The sequence below is a fragment of the Prevotella multiformis genome, assembly GCF_018127985.1.
GTDB classification, from domain to species: domain Bacteria; phylum Bacteroidota; class Bacteroidia; order Bacteroidales; family Bacteroidaceae; genus Prevotella; species Prevotella multiformis.
In genome coordinates this window covers 1,085,507-1,100,874 of sequence record NZ_CP072358.1, presented here as the reverse complement: position 1 = coordinate 1,100,874, position 15,368 = coordinate 1,085,507, and the positions used below count along the sequence as shown (strand labels likewise).

Here is a 15,368-nt window from a genome sequence, read left to right as displayed (position 1 = left end):
CACGCACCGGCCGGCTATCTGCCGGCTCTGATCCAGGCAAGGGATTCCAGCTGTTCATCCAGCTGCCTGACACCTTCCGGCGTACAGAAGCCACGGATAAAGAGCAGGATGGCCACATGTGCGAGTTCCGTCACATCGTATTTCTTATAAAGGTACAGATTCATAATCGCCTGCTGTGAGGCGTTCGTCAGCGTACGGACGATTCCGTAATTGATATCGGGAAGGAAAAGTCCCTCGTCTATGCCCCGCTGCATGAAGGCGAGGACATCCGACTCCCTCTGCTCATGCAGTTTGCGGACGTGTGCGAGCAGCTCCGGATACTTGTGGATATCCTCGAAGAAGAGCGGATTGATCTGGCTGAACTCCTCGATACGGTACTTGCAGACCTCTATCACGATATTGATGACGTTCGATCCCGGTCTGTCAAACCCCTCCATCCGTCGGCTTTCCACCAGCTTGTCATTCCGCATCACCTCCAGCAGCAGCTTCTCTTTGTTGCTGTATATTTCGTAGAGCGTCCGCTTGGATATCTTCAGGTCGTTGGCAATGTCGTCCATCTTGACCCGCCTGATTCCGTACCTGTGGAAGAGAGCCGTGGCCACCCGGAGAATCTTCTCCTTGAGTTCACGCCGGTAGGCGGTTTCCGTTGCAGTATTATACATCAATGTCTGTTTTTGCGGCAAAATTACAAAAAACTTTGATAATGCCGTTTGTTTTAGAAGGGATTTTATTAACTTTGTGGGTCAAACATACATACTCAATACATAAATACAGAAGAGAATTATGGTCAAGGTAACAAAAGAGGCCGCTCTTGAATACCATCACAACGGTCGTCCCGGCAAGATTGAAGTAAAGCCGACGAAACCTTACAGCACCCAGACCGACCTCAGTCTGGCTTATTCGCCCGGTGTGGCTTATCCCTGCCTGGAAATCCAGCAGAACCCCGACGACGTATATAAATACACCGACAAAGGCAACCTGGTGGCCGTCATCAGCAACGGCACCGCCGTTCTGGGGCTGGGCAATATCGGCGCCATGAGCGGCAAGCCGGTCATGGAAGGCAAGGGACTGCTGTTCAAAATCTACGGCGGCATCGATGTCTTCGACATTGAGGTGAACGAACAGGATCCCGACAAGTTCTGCGAAGCCGTCGAGAAGATCGCACCGACCTTCGGCGGCATCAACCTCGAAGACATCAAGGCGCCGGAGTGCTTTGCCATTGAGGAGCGGCTGAAGAAGACCCTCGACATCCCGGTCATGCACGATGACCAGCACGGCACGGCCATCATCTCGGCCGCCGGACTGAAGAACGCACTGGAGGTGGCGGGCAAGGACATCGCCGACGTGCGCCTGGTCGTCAACGGCGCTGGAGCCGCCGCCATCTCATGCACCAAGCTGTACATGGCACTGGGACTGAAGAAGGAGAACATCCTGATGCTCGACTCCAAGGGGGTCATCACCTCTGACCGGGAGAAGCTGACGCCGCAGAAGGCGCTCTTCGCCACCGACCGCCGCGACGTCCACACACTGGAGGAAGCCATCAAGGGGGCTGACGTTTTCGTCGGACTGTCCAAGGGCAACATCCTCTCGCAGGACATGATCCGCTCGATGAACGAGAAGCCGATCGTCTTCGCACTGGCCAATCCGGTTCCGGAAATATCCTACGAGGACGCCGTTGCCGCACGGCCGGACGTCATCATGTCGACAGGCCGTTCCGACTACCCCAACCAGATCAACAACGTCATCGGATTCCCCTACATCTTCCGCGGCGCACTGGATGTCCATGCCAAAGCCATCAACGAGAAGATGAAGATGGCCGCCGTAAAAGCCATTGCCGACCTTGCCAAGCAGGCCGTGCCCGATGTCGTCAACGAGGTATATCGCGTGAACGACCTCACCTTCGGACCGAAGTACTTCATTCCGAAACCGGTCGACCCGCGGCTGATCACCGAGGTAAGTGCGGCGGTGGCCAAGGCCGCCATGGAGAGCGGCGTGGCACGCACGCCGATCAAGGACTTCGAGGCCTACAAGCAGAACCTCCGGCAGCTGCTGGGACAGGAAACCAAGCTGACCCGCACCCTCCACGCCACCGCAGCCCACCATCCGCAGCGCATCGTCTTTGCAGAGGGTGGTCACCAGACGATGATGAAAGCGGCCGTACAGGCAAAGCAGGAAGGCATCTGCGTACCGATCCTGCTGGGGAATCCCGACCGGTTGAACCGTGTCGCCAACCGGCTGAAACTGGACATATCGGACATTGAGATCATCGACATGCGTGCCGACAAGGAGCAGGGCCGCCGCGCCACCTACGCCAAGCATCTGGCAGAGAAGCGGGCACGGGAGGGCTATACCTTCGAGGAGGCATACGACAAGATGTACGAACGCAACTACTTCGGCATGTCCATGGTCGAGAACGGTGATGCGGATGCCTTCATCACGGGCCTCTACACGAAATACAGCAATACCATCAAGGTGGCCAAGGACGTGATCGGCATCCGGCCGGAGTACAGGCACTTCGGCACCATGCACATCCTGAACACCAAGAAGGGTGTGTACTATATCGCCGACACGCTGATCAACCGCCATCCCGACGGCGACGTGCTGGCCGACGTAGCCCGGCTGGCAGCCCACTCCGTAAGATTCTTCAACGACGAGCCGGTCATCGCCATGCTCTCCTACTCCAACTTCGGCTCAGACAAGGAGGGCTCTCCGCTGAAGGTACACACGGCCGTGGAGACCTTACAGAACGAATGTCCGGAGCTGGCCATCGACGGAGAGATGCAGGTGAACTTCGCACTCAACAGACAGCTGCGGGACGAGAAGTACCCGTTCAGCCGCCTGAAGGGGAAGGATGTCAATACGCTTGTCTTCCCCGACCTCTCTTCAGCCAACAGCGGTTACAAGCTCCTGCAGGCGTTGAGTCCGGAGACGGAGGTCATCGGGCCTATCCAGATGGGACTGAACAAGCCCATCCACTTCACCGACTTCGAGTGCTCGGTACGCGACATCGTGAACATCACGGCCATCGCTGCCATTGACGCATACGTGGAGAAACTGAAGAAAAACAAGTAACTGACGGCATTGTGCCCGCGGCCGCCGATTCCGGCAGGCCGCCTACAACCGAGACAATACCCGGACAGGAGGAAGACAGTTTTGCCTTCCTCCTGTTTTTTTGCAAGCTCCCCGCCCGGCCCTGTTCCACCCGCCATCGTCCATCCTCCCCCATCGCCGCCCACCATTTGTACACCCTTACCTGCCACGCTCCCTCCTTCGGAGGAGCTTAGGAGGCGCTCATCCTGTCCTGATATTTCATCACCGTACAGCCTCCTCCCCCATCGCCTCCGTCCCTCTTCCACAGACAAGGCAAAGCCAGCCTCCCCATTTGGGAAATAGACTTTCAGACGGATCCACAACCAGATAAAGATCAGGCACATACAGACACCAGGCGAAGAACTGTCCTGTTACACTCCAAACGGGCGTTAATTGGGACGTTATCGGGCGTTAATTGAACTGCAATCAGGCGTTAATTGGAAGGCAATCGGTGCCCAGTTGCGAAACAGCCTGCCGCATGTACCGTCCAAAGCAGCTGTTTTTTCAAGGAAAACCCGCCGCCAGAAAAGTCCGAATTGTCAACATATTTCATCCTGCACATGTGCCCCCCGATACGTCACAGCCCCCTGACGAGACACGATTTTCCCTGTCTGTGAGAAGCACCTGTCCGGCAGCCCCCATCAATACAGACGAAACTTTTTCGCGGCGGAAGTGTACTTTTCCCGTCGGTTTTATCCGCAATGCACAATCTTTTTTATACTTTTGCACTCGGAATCATCCGTTCAAGTTCTTTCCAGACAAACCAATACAAACGACCAATACATGGGCAATACAAATCTATCACCGGCACGGAAGACGATCGTGGGGATACAATTCCTCTTCGTGGCTTTCGGCTCCACCGTCCTCGTCCCTCTGCTTGTGGGGCTCGACCCCGCAACGGCATTATTCACAGCAGGCTTAGGAACTTTTATCTTTCATCTGGTTACGAAAGGTAAAGTTCCTATTTTTTTAGGTTCTTCCTTTGCCTTCATAGCACCGATCATCTCCGCCGCCAGACACTGGGGAATGCCGGGGACACTGGCAGGCATTGCCGGGGTGGCGCTGGTCTACTTCGTGATGTCGGCCTTGATAAAATGGCAGGGAAAGAAACTGCTCGACCGGCTCTTCCCACCGGTCGTCATCGGCCCTGTGATCATCCTGATCGGTCTGTCCCTGTCCACGTCGGCTGTCAATATGGCGAAGACAAACTGGCTGCTGGCCTTCGTCTCGCTGGCAGTGGCCGTAATGGTCCTCTCCATGGGACGGGGACTGATGAAGCTGGTACCGGTGATCTGCGGCATCATCGCCGGATATATCGTGGCGGTGGGCATGGGGCTCGTCGACTTCACACAGGTAAAGGCGGCCCCGTGGCTGTCGCTGCCGCCGGCCCTGGCACACTTCCATCTGCCGCAATTCGCATGGGAACCTTTCCTCTACATGATTCCCGTGGCAATCGCCCCCGTGATAGAACACGTGGGCGACGTATATGTCGTGAGCGCCGTCGCAAACAAGGATTTCACGAAGTCGCCGGGACTGCACCGCACGATGCTGGGCGACGGACTGGCCTGCCTCGCGGCCTGTCTGCTGGGCGGTCCTCCCGTGACGACGTACAGCGAGGTGACCGGTGCCATGAGCATTACGAAGGTCACCCACCCGCAGGTAATCCGCATTGCGGCGCTCACAGCGATCGTCTTCTCGGTCATCGGGAAGCTGAGCGCGCTGCTGCAGAGCATCCCTTCCGCCGTGTTAGGCGGCATCATGCTGCTGCTTTTCGGCACGATCGCCTCGGTAGGCATCCAGAACCTCATCCAGAACAAGGTCGACTTCAACCGCACACGCAACATCATCATCATATCCATCACCCTGACCATGGGAATCGGAGGAGCCGTACTGCACTGGAGAAGTTTCTCTATCAGCGGCATCGGCCTTTCAGCTGTCATCGGTGTCGTACTGAATCTGCTTCTGCCGCCGGCAAAGGAGAAGCCTGCACGGAATCCGGAGAAGGCAGACTGACGCTGCAAGCAGCGCGCAGACAGAGGCACGGCGCCGCTACGCCGACGGGAGAATCTCGAGGGCATGCCCATCACGGGAATGCCCCCGATGCATCCACAGCCGATACCGTTCAATGGCACGCCGGGGGAAGCCATGTCCGGGGAGCTGCCCGGACGGACGGCGCCCCACGGCTGTTAAGAAACGTTTTGCCAGCTTAACGAATGATAAAAACCCGCCTGTTGTTGAAGTAAAACACTAACTTTGCTTGTAATTATTATGTATCGAAGTTTACAGAACTAAAAGCATAAAACTATTTACAATGAAAAGTTTAAAAGATATTCTGCCCTGGGAAGACCGCCCGGAGGGATGCAAGGACGTGATGTGGCGTTATTCTAAGAATCCGATCATCGGCCGTTACCATATCCCGACATCAAACAGTATCTTCAACAGCGCCGTCGTTCCTTTTGAAGACGGTTATGCAGGTGTGTTCCGCTGCGACAACAAAGCGGTGCAGATGAACATCTTCGCCGGCTTCAGCAAGGACGGCATCCACTGGGAAATCAATCACGAACCCATCAAGTTTGAGGCTGGCAACACCGAGATGATTGAGTCAGAGTATAAGTATGACCCGCGCGTCACATGGATTGATGACCGCTACTGGATCACCTGGTGCAACGGCTATCACGGTCCGACCATCGGCATTGCCTACACCTTCGATTTCAAGAAGTTCTATCAGTGCGAGAATGCCTTTCTGCCGTTCAACCGCAACGGCGTGCTCTTCCCCGAGAAAATCAACGGAAAGTATGCCATGCTGAGCCGTCCGAGCGACAATGGCCATACACCTTTCGGCGACATCTACATCAGCTTCAGTCCTGACATGAAGTACTGGGGCGAACATCGTTGTGTCATGAAGGTGACGCCATTTCCGGAGAGTGCATGGCAGTGTACGAAGATCGGCGCCGGCTCTGTCCCCTTCCTGACGGATGAGGGCTGGCTGCTCTTTTATCATGGGGTCATCAACACCTGCAACGGCTTCCGCTATTCAATGGGGGCAGCCATTCTCGACAAAGACCATCCGGAAAAGGTGCTCTATCGTACCCGTCCTTACCTTCTGGCACCTGCAGCGACCTATGAACTGCAGGGCGACGTGCCCAACGTCGTCTTCCCATGTGCCGCCTTGCAGGACGGTGAACGTGTAGCCGTTTACTACGGTGCGGCTGACACGGTTGTCGGAATGGCCTTCGGGTACATCAAGGAGATCGTAGCATTCACGAAGAACAACAGCATTCTATAAAGAAGCCTTGCCCACGCTGTAGGGACAGATGTCTTTGTCTGTCCTTACAGCGTGTATGCCATGCACGGTCTTTCATCACCCACTCTCCATCAGCAATCCCCCGACATCCGGCATTTACTACCCACCAATCATCATTCCCCTTCATCATCTCACATGAAACATAACTTTCTCCTTGGGCTTCTCATGTCCCTTTCTTTCCTCTCGCTGGAGGCAGCAGGCAGGGAAAGAGAAGAGCCTGTCGACCTCGTCAATCCTTTCATCGGCACATCCAACTTCGGTACTACCAACCCGGGGGCGGTGTGCCCCAACGGCCTGATGTCGGTGGTACCGTTCAACGTGATGGGCTCCGACCTGAACAAATACGACAAGGATGCACGCTGGTGGTCGACACCCTACGAGTACCACAACGTTTTTTTCACGGGTTATTCTCATGTCAATCTGAGCGGTGTGGGCTGCCCGGAGGTCGGCTCACTGCTGCTTATGCCTACGACCGGAAAGCTGAACGTAGACTATAAGGAGTATGGCAGTACATACGACAAGGAGGCTGCCCAGCCCGGCTATTACTCCAACCACCTTGTCAAATACGATGTGACGACGGAGGTGACAGCCACTCTCCGCAGTTCCGTTGCCCGCTTCACATTCCCGAAAGGTGAGAGCCACGTCCTGCTGAACCTCGGCGAGGGACTGACCAACGAGACGGGAGCAATGGTAAAGAAGGTGAGCGACACGGAATGGGAGGGCGTGAAGCTGCAGGGAACATTCTGTTACAACCCGCAGGCTGTCTTCCCCATCTACTTCGTGATGCGTGTCAGCAAGAAGCCTTCAGCAGCCGGCTACTGGAAGAAACAGCGGCCGATGACGGGCGTAGAGGCGGAATGGGATGCCGACAACGGCAAGTACAAACTCTATAAGACCTACCAGAAGGAACTCGCAGGCGATGACATCGGCGTATGGATGGACTACGATACCGAGGCCGGCGACCAGGTGGAGGTGCAGATGGGTGTATCGTTCGTGAGCATGGCGAACGCCCGTGAGAACCTTGATGCCGAACAGCGAGGCAAGGACTTTGATGCCATCCGTGCCGAAGCACGCACGAAATGGAACGACGATCTGTCCCGCATACTCGTCGAAGGAGGAACGAAGACGGAACAGACCATATTCTATACCGCACTTTATCACACACTCATCCACCCGAACATACTACAGGATGTCAACGGACAGTACCCTGCCATGGAGCGCAACGACATCCGCACGGTGAAGGAGGGAAACCGATATACGGTCTTCTCGCTGTGGGACACCTACCGCAACGTGCATCAGCTGCTGACACTCGTCTACCCGAACCGGCAGCGCGACATGATCCGCACGATGATTTCCATGTACGACGAACACGGCTGGATGCCGAAATGGGAACTCTTCGGAAGAGAAACTTACACGATGGAAGGCGATCCGGCCATCCCTGTCATCACGGACTCGTGGCTGAAAGGACTGCGCGGCTACGACATCAACAGGGCTTACGAGGCGTTCCGCAAGTCGGCTCTGACGAAAGGAAGCGACAACCCTCTGCGTCCGGATAATGATGAGTACATAGAGAAGGGATATGTCGCCCTGCACGAGCAGTTCGACAACTCCGTCTCCCATGCCCTCGAATACTACATTGCCGACAACGCCCTTTCACGACTGGCAGCGGCATTGGGAAAGAAAGACGATGCCCGCCTGTTCCACAACCGTGCTTTGGGTTATCGCCATTACTTCAGCAAGGAGTACGGCATGTTGCGCCCTCTGATGCCCGACGGGACTTTCTACAAGCCCTTCAACCCACGTCAGGGAGAGAACTTCGAGCCGTCCCCCGGCTTCCACGAAGGCAATGCCTGGAACTACACGTTCTATGTTCCGCACGACGTGACGGGACTTGCCAGGCTCATGGGAGGACGGAAAGCGTTTGTCAGCAAGCTCCAGAGCGTGTTCGACAAGGGTTATTACGACCCGGCAAACGAACCTGACATTGCCTACCCTTACCTCTTTTCCTATTTCAAGGGGGAAGAATGGCGCACACAGATGCTGACCCGCAGGCTCTTGAAGGAGTACTTCAAGAATGCACCGGAGGGTATTCCCGGCAACGACGACACGGGGACCATGTCGGCCTGGGCGGTATTCAACATGATAGGGTTCTATCCCGACTGTCCCGGCGACCCGTCTTACACGCTGACGTCGCCGGTCTTCGACAAGGTGACCATCCGCCTGGACAAGGAGCAATGGGGAAAAGACCAGCTTGTCATAGAGACCGTGCGCCCTTCTGCCGAGGCCGTCATCATCCGGAAGATGGAACTGGGCGGGAAGCCGCTGAACCGGTACCGAATCACGAACGACGAACTGTTGAAGGGCGGAACATTGAAGTTCTATCTGAAATAAGCCTCCCGACAGCATTGTCAAACCTAAGAAACAAAAACGACATTTACCGTATATGATGAGAAAACATATCCTTTTGAGTGCAGCCTTCCTGCTGCTGTCAACTGCCGTTCCGATGCCTGTTGCAGCTCAGAACATCATCCCACAACCTGAGCATATCAGTCTTTTGAAGGGTCAATTCAAGCTGAATAAGGGCTTGAAGATCGTGACCAATCTTACAGGCAGTGACTTCAAGGTGCTTAACCAATATACCTCTGAGGTAATGAGCCATCCTTTGGTTTATGCGAAGAACCCTTCTCAACAAGCCGTTTTTCGCTTGATTTGCAAGGGGACAGCCCAACAGGCTGCACAGGCAATGGACAGCGTGCGCCTGCAAGGCTATGAGCTGGAGGTGACACCTAAGGGAATTACCATCCAGTCATTGACACCTACGGGACTGTTCTACGGCCTGCAGACCGTCCGTCAGCTGGAGAAAGACGGGAAAATAGCCTGCGTAAAAGTCAAGGACACGCCTCGTTTCGCTTACCGGGGGCTGATGATCGACTGTTCCCGCCACTTCTGGACGAAGGAGTTCCTCAAGAAACAGCTGGATGCGATGGCTTATTTCAAGCTCGACCGTTTCCACTGGCATCTCACTGACGGCGGCGGCTGGCGCATGGAGGTGAAGCAGTACCCTCGTCTGACAGCCGAAACGGCCTACCGGACACAGTCGGACTGGACCTGCTGGTGGATGGACAAGGACCGCCGTTACTGTCCGGCAGGAACACCGGGAGCATACGGTGGCTATTACACACAAGCGGACATCAAGGATATCGTACGCTATGCGGCAGCACGTCACATAGAAATCATCCCCGAGATTGAGATGCCCGGACACAGCGACGAGGTGGTCTTCGCCTATCCGGAACTGTCGTGTACAGGCAAACCCTACACACAGTCAGACCTCTGTGTAGGAAAGGAAGCCACCTACACCTTCATGGAAAACGTGCTGAAAGAAGTGATGGAACTCTTCCCCTCCAAGTATATCCACATCGGAGGAGACGAGGCAGAGCGTCGCACATGGAAGACTTGTCCTGACTGCCAGAGAATGATGAAGGAAAATCACTTAAAGGATGTAGCCGAGTTGCAGAGCCATTTCACCCATCGTATGGAACAGTTCTTGAACCGTAACGGTCGTAAACTCCTCGGTTGGGACGAGATTATGGAAGGCAAACTGGCTCCTAACGCAGCCGTGATGTCATGGCGTGGGACTGAAGCAGGTATCGAGGCTGCAACAAGCAAGCACCATGTAGTGATGGCACCGCAGCAGTTCTATTATCTGAATATGTATCAGGACAATCCGATGGAACAGCCGAAGGCACAGGGAGGTTATACCCGTTTGGATAAGACCTACAATTATGAGCCCATCCCAGCGAAGTATAAAGGAACCAGTCTTGAGAAGTATATGGATGGCGTGCAGGCCTGTGTCTGGACGGAATTCATCGCCGAACCCGGCCATTTAGAGTATATGCTCTATCCTCGTCTGTTGGCTCTGGCAGAGACAGGATGGACGAAGCAGCGCACAGGATACGACAAATTCCGCCAGAGAGCAGTTGTGAATGTCGACCGACTGAGACGTGCGGGCTACAATGCCTTTGACCTCTCAAAGGAGAAGGGTTCACGCATCGAAAGCCGTAGCATAACACAACACGAAGCAATGGGCCGCCCCGTCACTTACCTGGGACGCTATGCAGAGAAATACAGGGCGGAAGGCGACAGCACGCTGACCAACGGACTGCGAGGCGACTGGGGCTATCTTGAGGGACGCTGGCAGGGCTTCATAGACAGTACCGGCATGGATGTCGTCGTCGATATGGGCAAGGTGACAGAGATACGTGACGTGGAAGTCGACTTCATGCACCAGTACGATGCGGTAATCTATGCTCCGGCATCCGTTGAGCTGATGGTCTCCGACGATGGGAAGAACTACAAAACGATTGACACCGCACAGCCGGGAGTAAAGACAAAAGAGGCCTATCTTGTCTATCCTTACCAGTGGAAGGGTAACGCCAAGGGACGCTATGTACGCATAAGGGCACTCTCCCGTGAGAAAGACGCATGGATATTCACCGATGAGGTGATTGTCAACAGAATCATCAGAAGCTGCGGGAAAGGATAAACGGGAGAGCTTTCCGCCATATTCCCAACCGGTCGGGAATCCCGTTCCCAACGCTTGGGAATGCTGTTCCCAACGCTTGGGAATGCTGTTCCCAACGGCTGGGAACAGCATTCCCAGATACCGGGACAGCCACAGGCTTCATGTGCCGGGACAACAGACAGCTGACAGCCGGCCGGAAAAGCATGACATCCGGGAACGGAAAACAGCCTCATCAGCTGACGGATCAGACAATGAGATTAAAAACAATTCAAGATATGAGAAAAAGGTTCTTAACATTGGCGGTGCTTACCGCCGCCGCTCTCTTCGCCTTTGCGCAGGACTACACGCAGTATGTCGACCCGTTCATCGGAACAGACGGACACGGCCATGTGTTCCTCGGAGCCAATGTTCCGTTCGGAAACATTCAGGCGGGTCCTACACAGAAGAAGCAAGGCTGGGACTGGTGTTCCGGCTATCATTACAGCGACTCGACGGTCATCGGATTCGGGCAGATGCACCTCAGCGGAACAGGTATCGGCGACCTGGGAGACATCTCCCTGCTGCCGGTCACCGACCCGGCACAGCGGGAGGTGAAGTTCGCCCATCGTGCCGAGCACGTCAGCCCCGGCTACTACTCGGTGATGCTGGCTTCCGGCGTGCGCGTGGAGCTGACGGCGACCCGGCGCGTGGCTTTCCACCGCTATTCCTTCCCTGCCGATGCGGCGAAAGGGTATGTCGTACTGAACCTCGCACAAGGTATCGGATGGGACAGGATGACCTCGTGCAGCTTCAAGCAGGAGTCGGACAAGACCATCAGCGGCTTCCGTATGTCTACGGGATGGGCCAAGGACCAGCGTGTCTATTTCGTGGCAGAGTTCTCGCAGCCTGTCAGGTTGCAGGAAAACGAACGTAACACCATCGGTGTCTATGCCCTTGACGACACCGCCCGGCCCCTCCTTGTAAAGGTGGGCATCTCTGCTGTGAGTGTAGAAAATGCCCGGCAGAACCTGCAGCAGGAGCTTCCCGGATGGGATTTCCGCAATGCTGTTGCCCAGGCGAAAGCCGAATGGAACCGTGAACTGGGCAAGATCGCCGTCAAGACGGAAGATGAACACGCAAAGCGCATATTCTATACGGCACTCTACCATACGATGATTGCACCGTCGGTATTCAATGACGTCAACGGCGAATACCGTGGGGCAGACGGAAAGACACACCGGGGCGACTTCACCGACTATACCACCTTTTCACTCTGGGACACTTATCGGGCCGCCTTCCCGCTGATGACGATCATCCATCCGGAAATGCAGCGCGATCTTGCCCAGACGTTCCTGCACATCTTCAAAGAGCAAGGCAAGCTGCCGGTATGGCATCTGATGGGCAACGAGACAGACTGCATGGTGGGCAATCCGGGCATTCCCATCCTCGTGGACATTGCCCTGAAAGGCTTTGATGTGGACAAACGTGCCGTGCTTGAAGCCGCCAAGGCTTCTGCCATGCGTGACGAACGCGGCATGGGACTGCTGAAGAAATACGGATATATTCCCTGCGACCTCGACCCGGAACGTGAGACAGTTGCCAAGGGACTGGAATATGCACTGGCAGACGCCTGTATAGCAAAGCTCGCCAGGCAGCTGGGCAGAACGGATGATTACAAGTATTTCCACAAACGCAGCCAGTCGTACCGTGACTTCTACTTTGACCGGAAGACGAAGTTCATGCGGGGCGTGACTTCGGACGGGAAGTTCCGTGAACCGTTCGATCCGTTCAGCACCGTCCATCGCCAGGACGACTATACCGAGGGCAATGCCTGGCAGTATGTATGGCTCGTGCCGCATGATGTACACGGACTTGTCGCTGCCTTCGGCGGTGAGAAGCCGTTTGTCTCAAAGCTCGACTCCCTCTTCATCGTCCATGGCGACATGGGCGCTGATGCCTCGCCGGACATCACGGGGCTGATCGGCCAGTATGCACATGGCAATGAACCGAGCCACCATATATTATATATGTACAACTATGTGGGACAGCCATGGAAAGGTGCGGAGAAGATACGCTATGTGCTCAAGAACCTGTATCACGACGACTTCGACGGCCTGAGCGGCAATGAGGACGTAGGACAGATGTCGGCATGGTACGTCCTTTCGGCACTGGGAATCTATCAGGTGGAGCCGGCCGGCGGAAGATACATCATCGGATCGCCGCTCTTCGACGAAGCTGCCGTGAACGTGGGAAACGGCAAGACATTCCGTGTCGTGGCGCATGACAACAGCCCGGAGAACATCTATGTCCAGCGTGCCCGGCTGAACGGCAAGCCCTATACCCGCTCGTACATCGACTTCAAGGACATCGCCTGCGGCGGCACGCTCGAGCTGACGATGGGCAGCAAGCCTTCTCGGTTCGGCGTAAAACCGGCAGACAGACCGTAGGAGGCTGGAGGGGTCAAGAGCGTTAACTTCTCTAACACTCTTGCCCCCTATGACTCCTTCCTCAAAACAAACAATCTTCAAATAAAACCTAATAAAACCATGCTCGATTTCATCAATGTCGTCTCACAGTTCCGCATCGAAGGAGCTGTCGAAAGCGTCAGTCCGATAGGAAACGGACTGATCAACGAAACGCTGCATGTGACCACTGTGGGGACTGACACTCCCGACTACATCCTGCAGCGCATCAATGACACCGTTTTCACCGATGTAGACCTGCTGCAGCACAACATCGAGACGGTGACAGCACATATACGCCATAAGCTGGAGGCACAGGGCGAGCAGGACATCGACCGCAAGTGCCTGCGCTTCATAGAGACTTCGGCTGGCAAGACCTATTACAAGGACGGCAACGGACGCTACTGGCGCATGAGCGTCTTCATCCCTGATACCTGCACCAAGGAAGAAGTGAACCCGGAGAATGCCTTCTGCTGTGGCGAGACCTTCGGCAACTTCGAGCAGATGCTGGTAGACTTGAAAGAGCCTTTGGGTGAGACAATCCCCGACTTCCACAACATGGAACTCCGTCTGCGCCAGCTGCAGGAAGCTGTGAAGGCAGACAGGATGGGACGTGTCGCCTCGGTACGTGACATCCTCGGCGAGCTGGAATGCAGTGCCGACGAAATGTGTCTTGCCGAACGGCTCTACCGTAAGGGGACACTGCCCAAGCGCATCTGCCACTGTGACACGAAAGTGAACAATATGCTGTTTGATGCCGACGGAAAGGTTCTCTGCGTCATCGACCTCGACACGGTTATGCCGAGCTTCGTCTTCTCCGACTACGGCGACTTCCTGCGTACAGGTGCCAACCGGGTGGCAGAAGACAGCGACGACTACCAGTCGGTAGGTCTGAAAGAGGATATTTTCCGTTCGTTTACCGAGGGCTATCTCGGTTCGGCAGGCAGCTTCCTGACACCGGTAGAGACAGGCCATCTGCCTTACGCCGTGGCACTCTTCCCTTATATGCAGTGTGTCCGTTTCCTGACTGATTACATCAACGGCGACATCTATTACAAGATAAAATATCCCGAGCACAACCTTGTCCGCTCACGCAACCAGCTCCTGCTCTACCGTGACGTACGCCGTCACGACCGGATGATGGCGGAGTTTGTCGAGAAAACCTTGAAGCTATGAAACGGATAGAAGCAGTACGTCTGGACTGTCGGCAGGTGAAGGCCGCCGACATTCCGGCCCTTTTCAGGAAGAACGGGGTAGCTTACCACAGGATAGACACGGTGGACTGGCCTTCAGATTATCCATATTGTCCGGATGTAAAGTTTGCCATTGCCCATAAGGGCGATTGTCTCCTGTTGCATTACAAGGTAGAAGAAGACTGCGTACGAGCCGTTTCGGGGGCCGACCTGGGTCCTGTCTGGGAAGACTCCTGCTGCGAGTTCTTCTGCTGTCCGGATACAGAAGGAGGCTATTACAACCTCGAGACCAACTGCATCGGGACGGTGTTGCTCTGCAACGGAAAGGGCCGTGAGAACCGTACACCGGCCTCTCACGGGACACTTGCGGACATCGACCGCTGGGCCTCCCTGGGACGCGAACCGTTCGGAACGAGAGACGGAAGACAGGCATGGGAGCTTGCGCTCGCCGTGCCCGTCAGCTCATTCTTCCGTCATACGCTGAAGAATCTCTCCGGACAGACGGTAAGAGCCAACTTCTATAAATGCGGCGACAAGACACGTCAGCCCCATTTCCTTTCATGGAATCCCATCAGTCTGCCCGCTCCCGACTTCCATTGTCCGGAATTCTTCGGCGAAGTGACTTTTCTGTAGCCCATCCACAGAATATTGCCTGCATCAGAAGCCGGAATTGCTGATGGAGCAAGCGGCGGAAAGAGCTGCCATCCCATCCCCCTCCGAAAGCAACACACAGGCACACACTGCCCGGACTTACCCCCTAAAAAGCCCCCCGTCCCTTTCCACTCTCTGCAAAGAGAATGAAAGGGACGGGGGGCTTT

Annotated in this window: 9 protein-coding genes; 8 read left to right on the top strand and 1 reads right to left on the bottom strand. The window is 55.3% G+C overall.

Annotated elements, in window-relative coordinates; genetic code table 11:
• Positions 1–14: 14 nt before the first annotated feature.
• Positions 15–662, bottom strand: coding sequence for a TetR/AcrR family transcriptional regulator (locus J4864_RS10540; RefSeq protein WP_211815418.1), 648 nt, complete (start codon positions 660–662; stop codon positions 15–17).
• Between the two features lie 121 nt (positions 663–783).
• On the opposite strand from J4864_RS10540, the gene J4864_RS10535 reads away from it, so the two are divergent.
• The 8 genes from J4864_RS10535 to J4864_RS10500 all read left to right on the top strand — a co-directional run bounded on the left by J4864_RS10535 (position 784) and on the right by J4864_RS10500 (position 15,183).
• On the top strand, positions 784–3,072 hold the full coding sequence (locus J4864_RS10535) for an NADP-dependent malic enzyme (RefSeq protein ID WP_211814846.1): 2,289 nt from the start codon (positions 784–786) through the stop codon (positions 3,070–3,072).
• Between the two features lie 801 nt (positions 3,073–3,873).
• The gene (locus J4864_RS10530; RefSeq protein WP_211814845.1) at positions 3,874–5,103 is read left to right on the top strand and encodes a uracil-xanthine permease family protein; all 1,230 of its coding nucleotides are present in this window, start codon (positions 3,874–3,876) and stop codon (positions 5,101–5,103) included.
• Between the two features lie 298 nt (positions 5,104–5,401).
• Positions 5,402–6,376, top strand: coding sequence for a glycoside hydrolase family 130 protein (locus J4864_RS10525; RefSeq protein WP_004353840.1), 975 nt, complete (start codon positions 5,402–5,404; stop codon positions 6,374–6,376).
• A gap of 153 nt (positions 6,377–6,529) precedes the next feature.
• Entirely contained in the window at positions 6,530–8,785 is a 2,256-nt protein-coding gene (locus tag J4864_RS10520; RefSeq protein ID WP_025067607.1) for a GH92 family glycosyl hydrolase, read from the top strand.
• A gap of 52 nt (positions 8,786–8,837) precedes the next feature.
• Positions 8,838–10,937 (top strand): glycoside hydrolase family 20 protein, encoded by a 2,100-nt coding sequence (locus tag J4864_RS10515; RefSeq protein ID WP_211814844.1) that lies wholly within the window; start codon positions 8,838–8,840, stop codon positions 10,935–10,937.
• A gap of 254 nt (positions 10,938–11,191) precedes the next feature.
• Positions 11,192–13,342, top strand: coding sequence for a GH92 family glycosyl hydrolase (locus J4864_RS10510; protein ID WP_211814843.1), 2,151 nt, complete (start codon positions 11,192–11,194; stop codon positions 13,340–13,342).
• Between the two features lie 99 nt (positions 13,343–13,441).
• A complete protein-coding gene (locus J4864_RS10505; RefSeq protein ID WP_007367399.1) occupies positions 13,442–14,533 on the top strand; it encodes a phosphotransferase enzyme family protein in 1,092 nt (363 codons plus the stop codon).
• Positions 14,530–15,183 (top strand): carbohydrate-binding family 9-like protein, encoded by a 654-nt coding sequence (locus J4864_RS10500; protein ID WP_211814842.1) that lies wholly within the window; start codon positions 14,530–14,532, stop codon positions 15,181–15,183. The genes J4864_RS10505 and J4864_RS10500 overlap by 4 nt, the downstream gene beginning before the upstream one ends.
• Positions 15,184–15,368 lie beyond the last annotated feature (185 nt).

Bases quoted from the DNA above. Each gene is read 5' to 3' on its own strand.
- J4864_RS10500 (WP_211814842.1), top strand. From the start codon at position 14,530: ATGAAACGGATAGAAGCAGTACGTCTGGACTGTCGGCAGGTGAAGGCC.
- J4864_RS10515 (WP_211814844.1), top strand. From the start codon at position 8,838: ATGATGAGAAAACATATCCTTTTGAGTGCAGCCTTCCTGCTGCTGTCA.
- J4864_RS10525 (WP_004353840.1), top strand. From the start codon at position 5,402: ATGAAAAGTTTAAAAGATATTCTGCCCTGGGAAGACCGCCCGGAGGGA.
- J4864_RS10540 (WP_211815418.1), bottom strand. From the start codon at position 662: ATGTATAATACTGCAACGGAAACCGCCTACCGGCGTGAACTCAAGGAG.
- J4864_RS10520 (WP_025067607.1), top strand. From the start codon at position 6,530: ATGAAACATAACTTTCTCCTTGGGCTTCTCATGTCCCTTTCTTTCCTC.
- J4864_RS10510 (WP_211814843.1), top strand. From the start codon at position 11,192: ATGAGAAAAAGGTTCTTAACATTGGCGGTGCTTACCGCCGCCGCTCTC.
- J4864_RS10535 (WP_211814846.1), top strand. From the start codon at position 784: ATGGTCAAGGTAACAAAAGAGGCCGCTCTTGAATACCATCACAACGGT.
- J4864_RS10505 (WP_007367399.1), top strand. From the start codon at position 13,442: ATGCTCGATTTCATCAATGTCGTCTCACAGTTCCGCATCGAAGGAGCT.
- J4864_RS10530 (WP_211814845.1), top strand. From the start codon at position 3,874: ATGGGCAATACAAATCTATCACCGGCACGGAAGACGATCGTGGGGATA.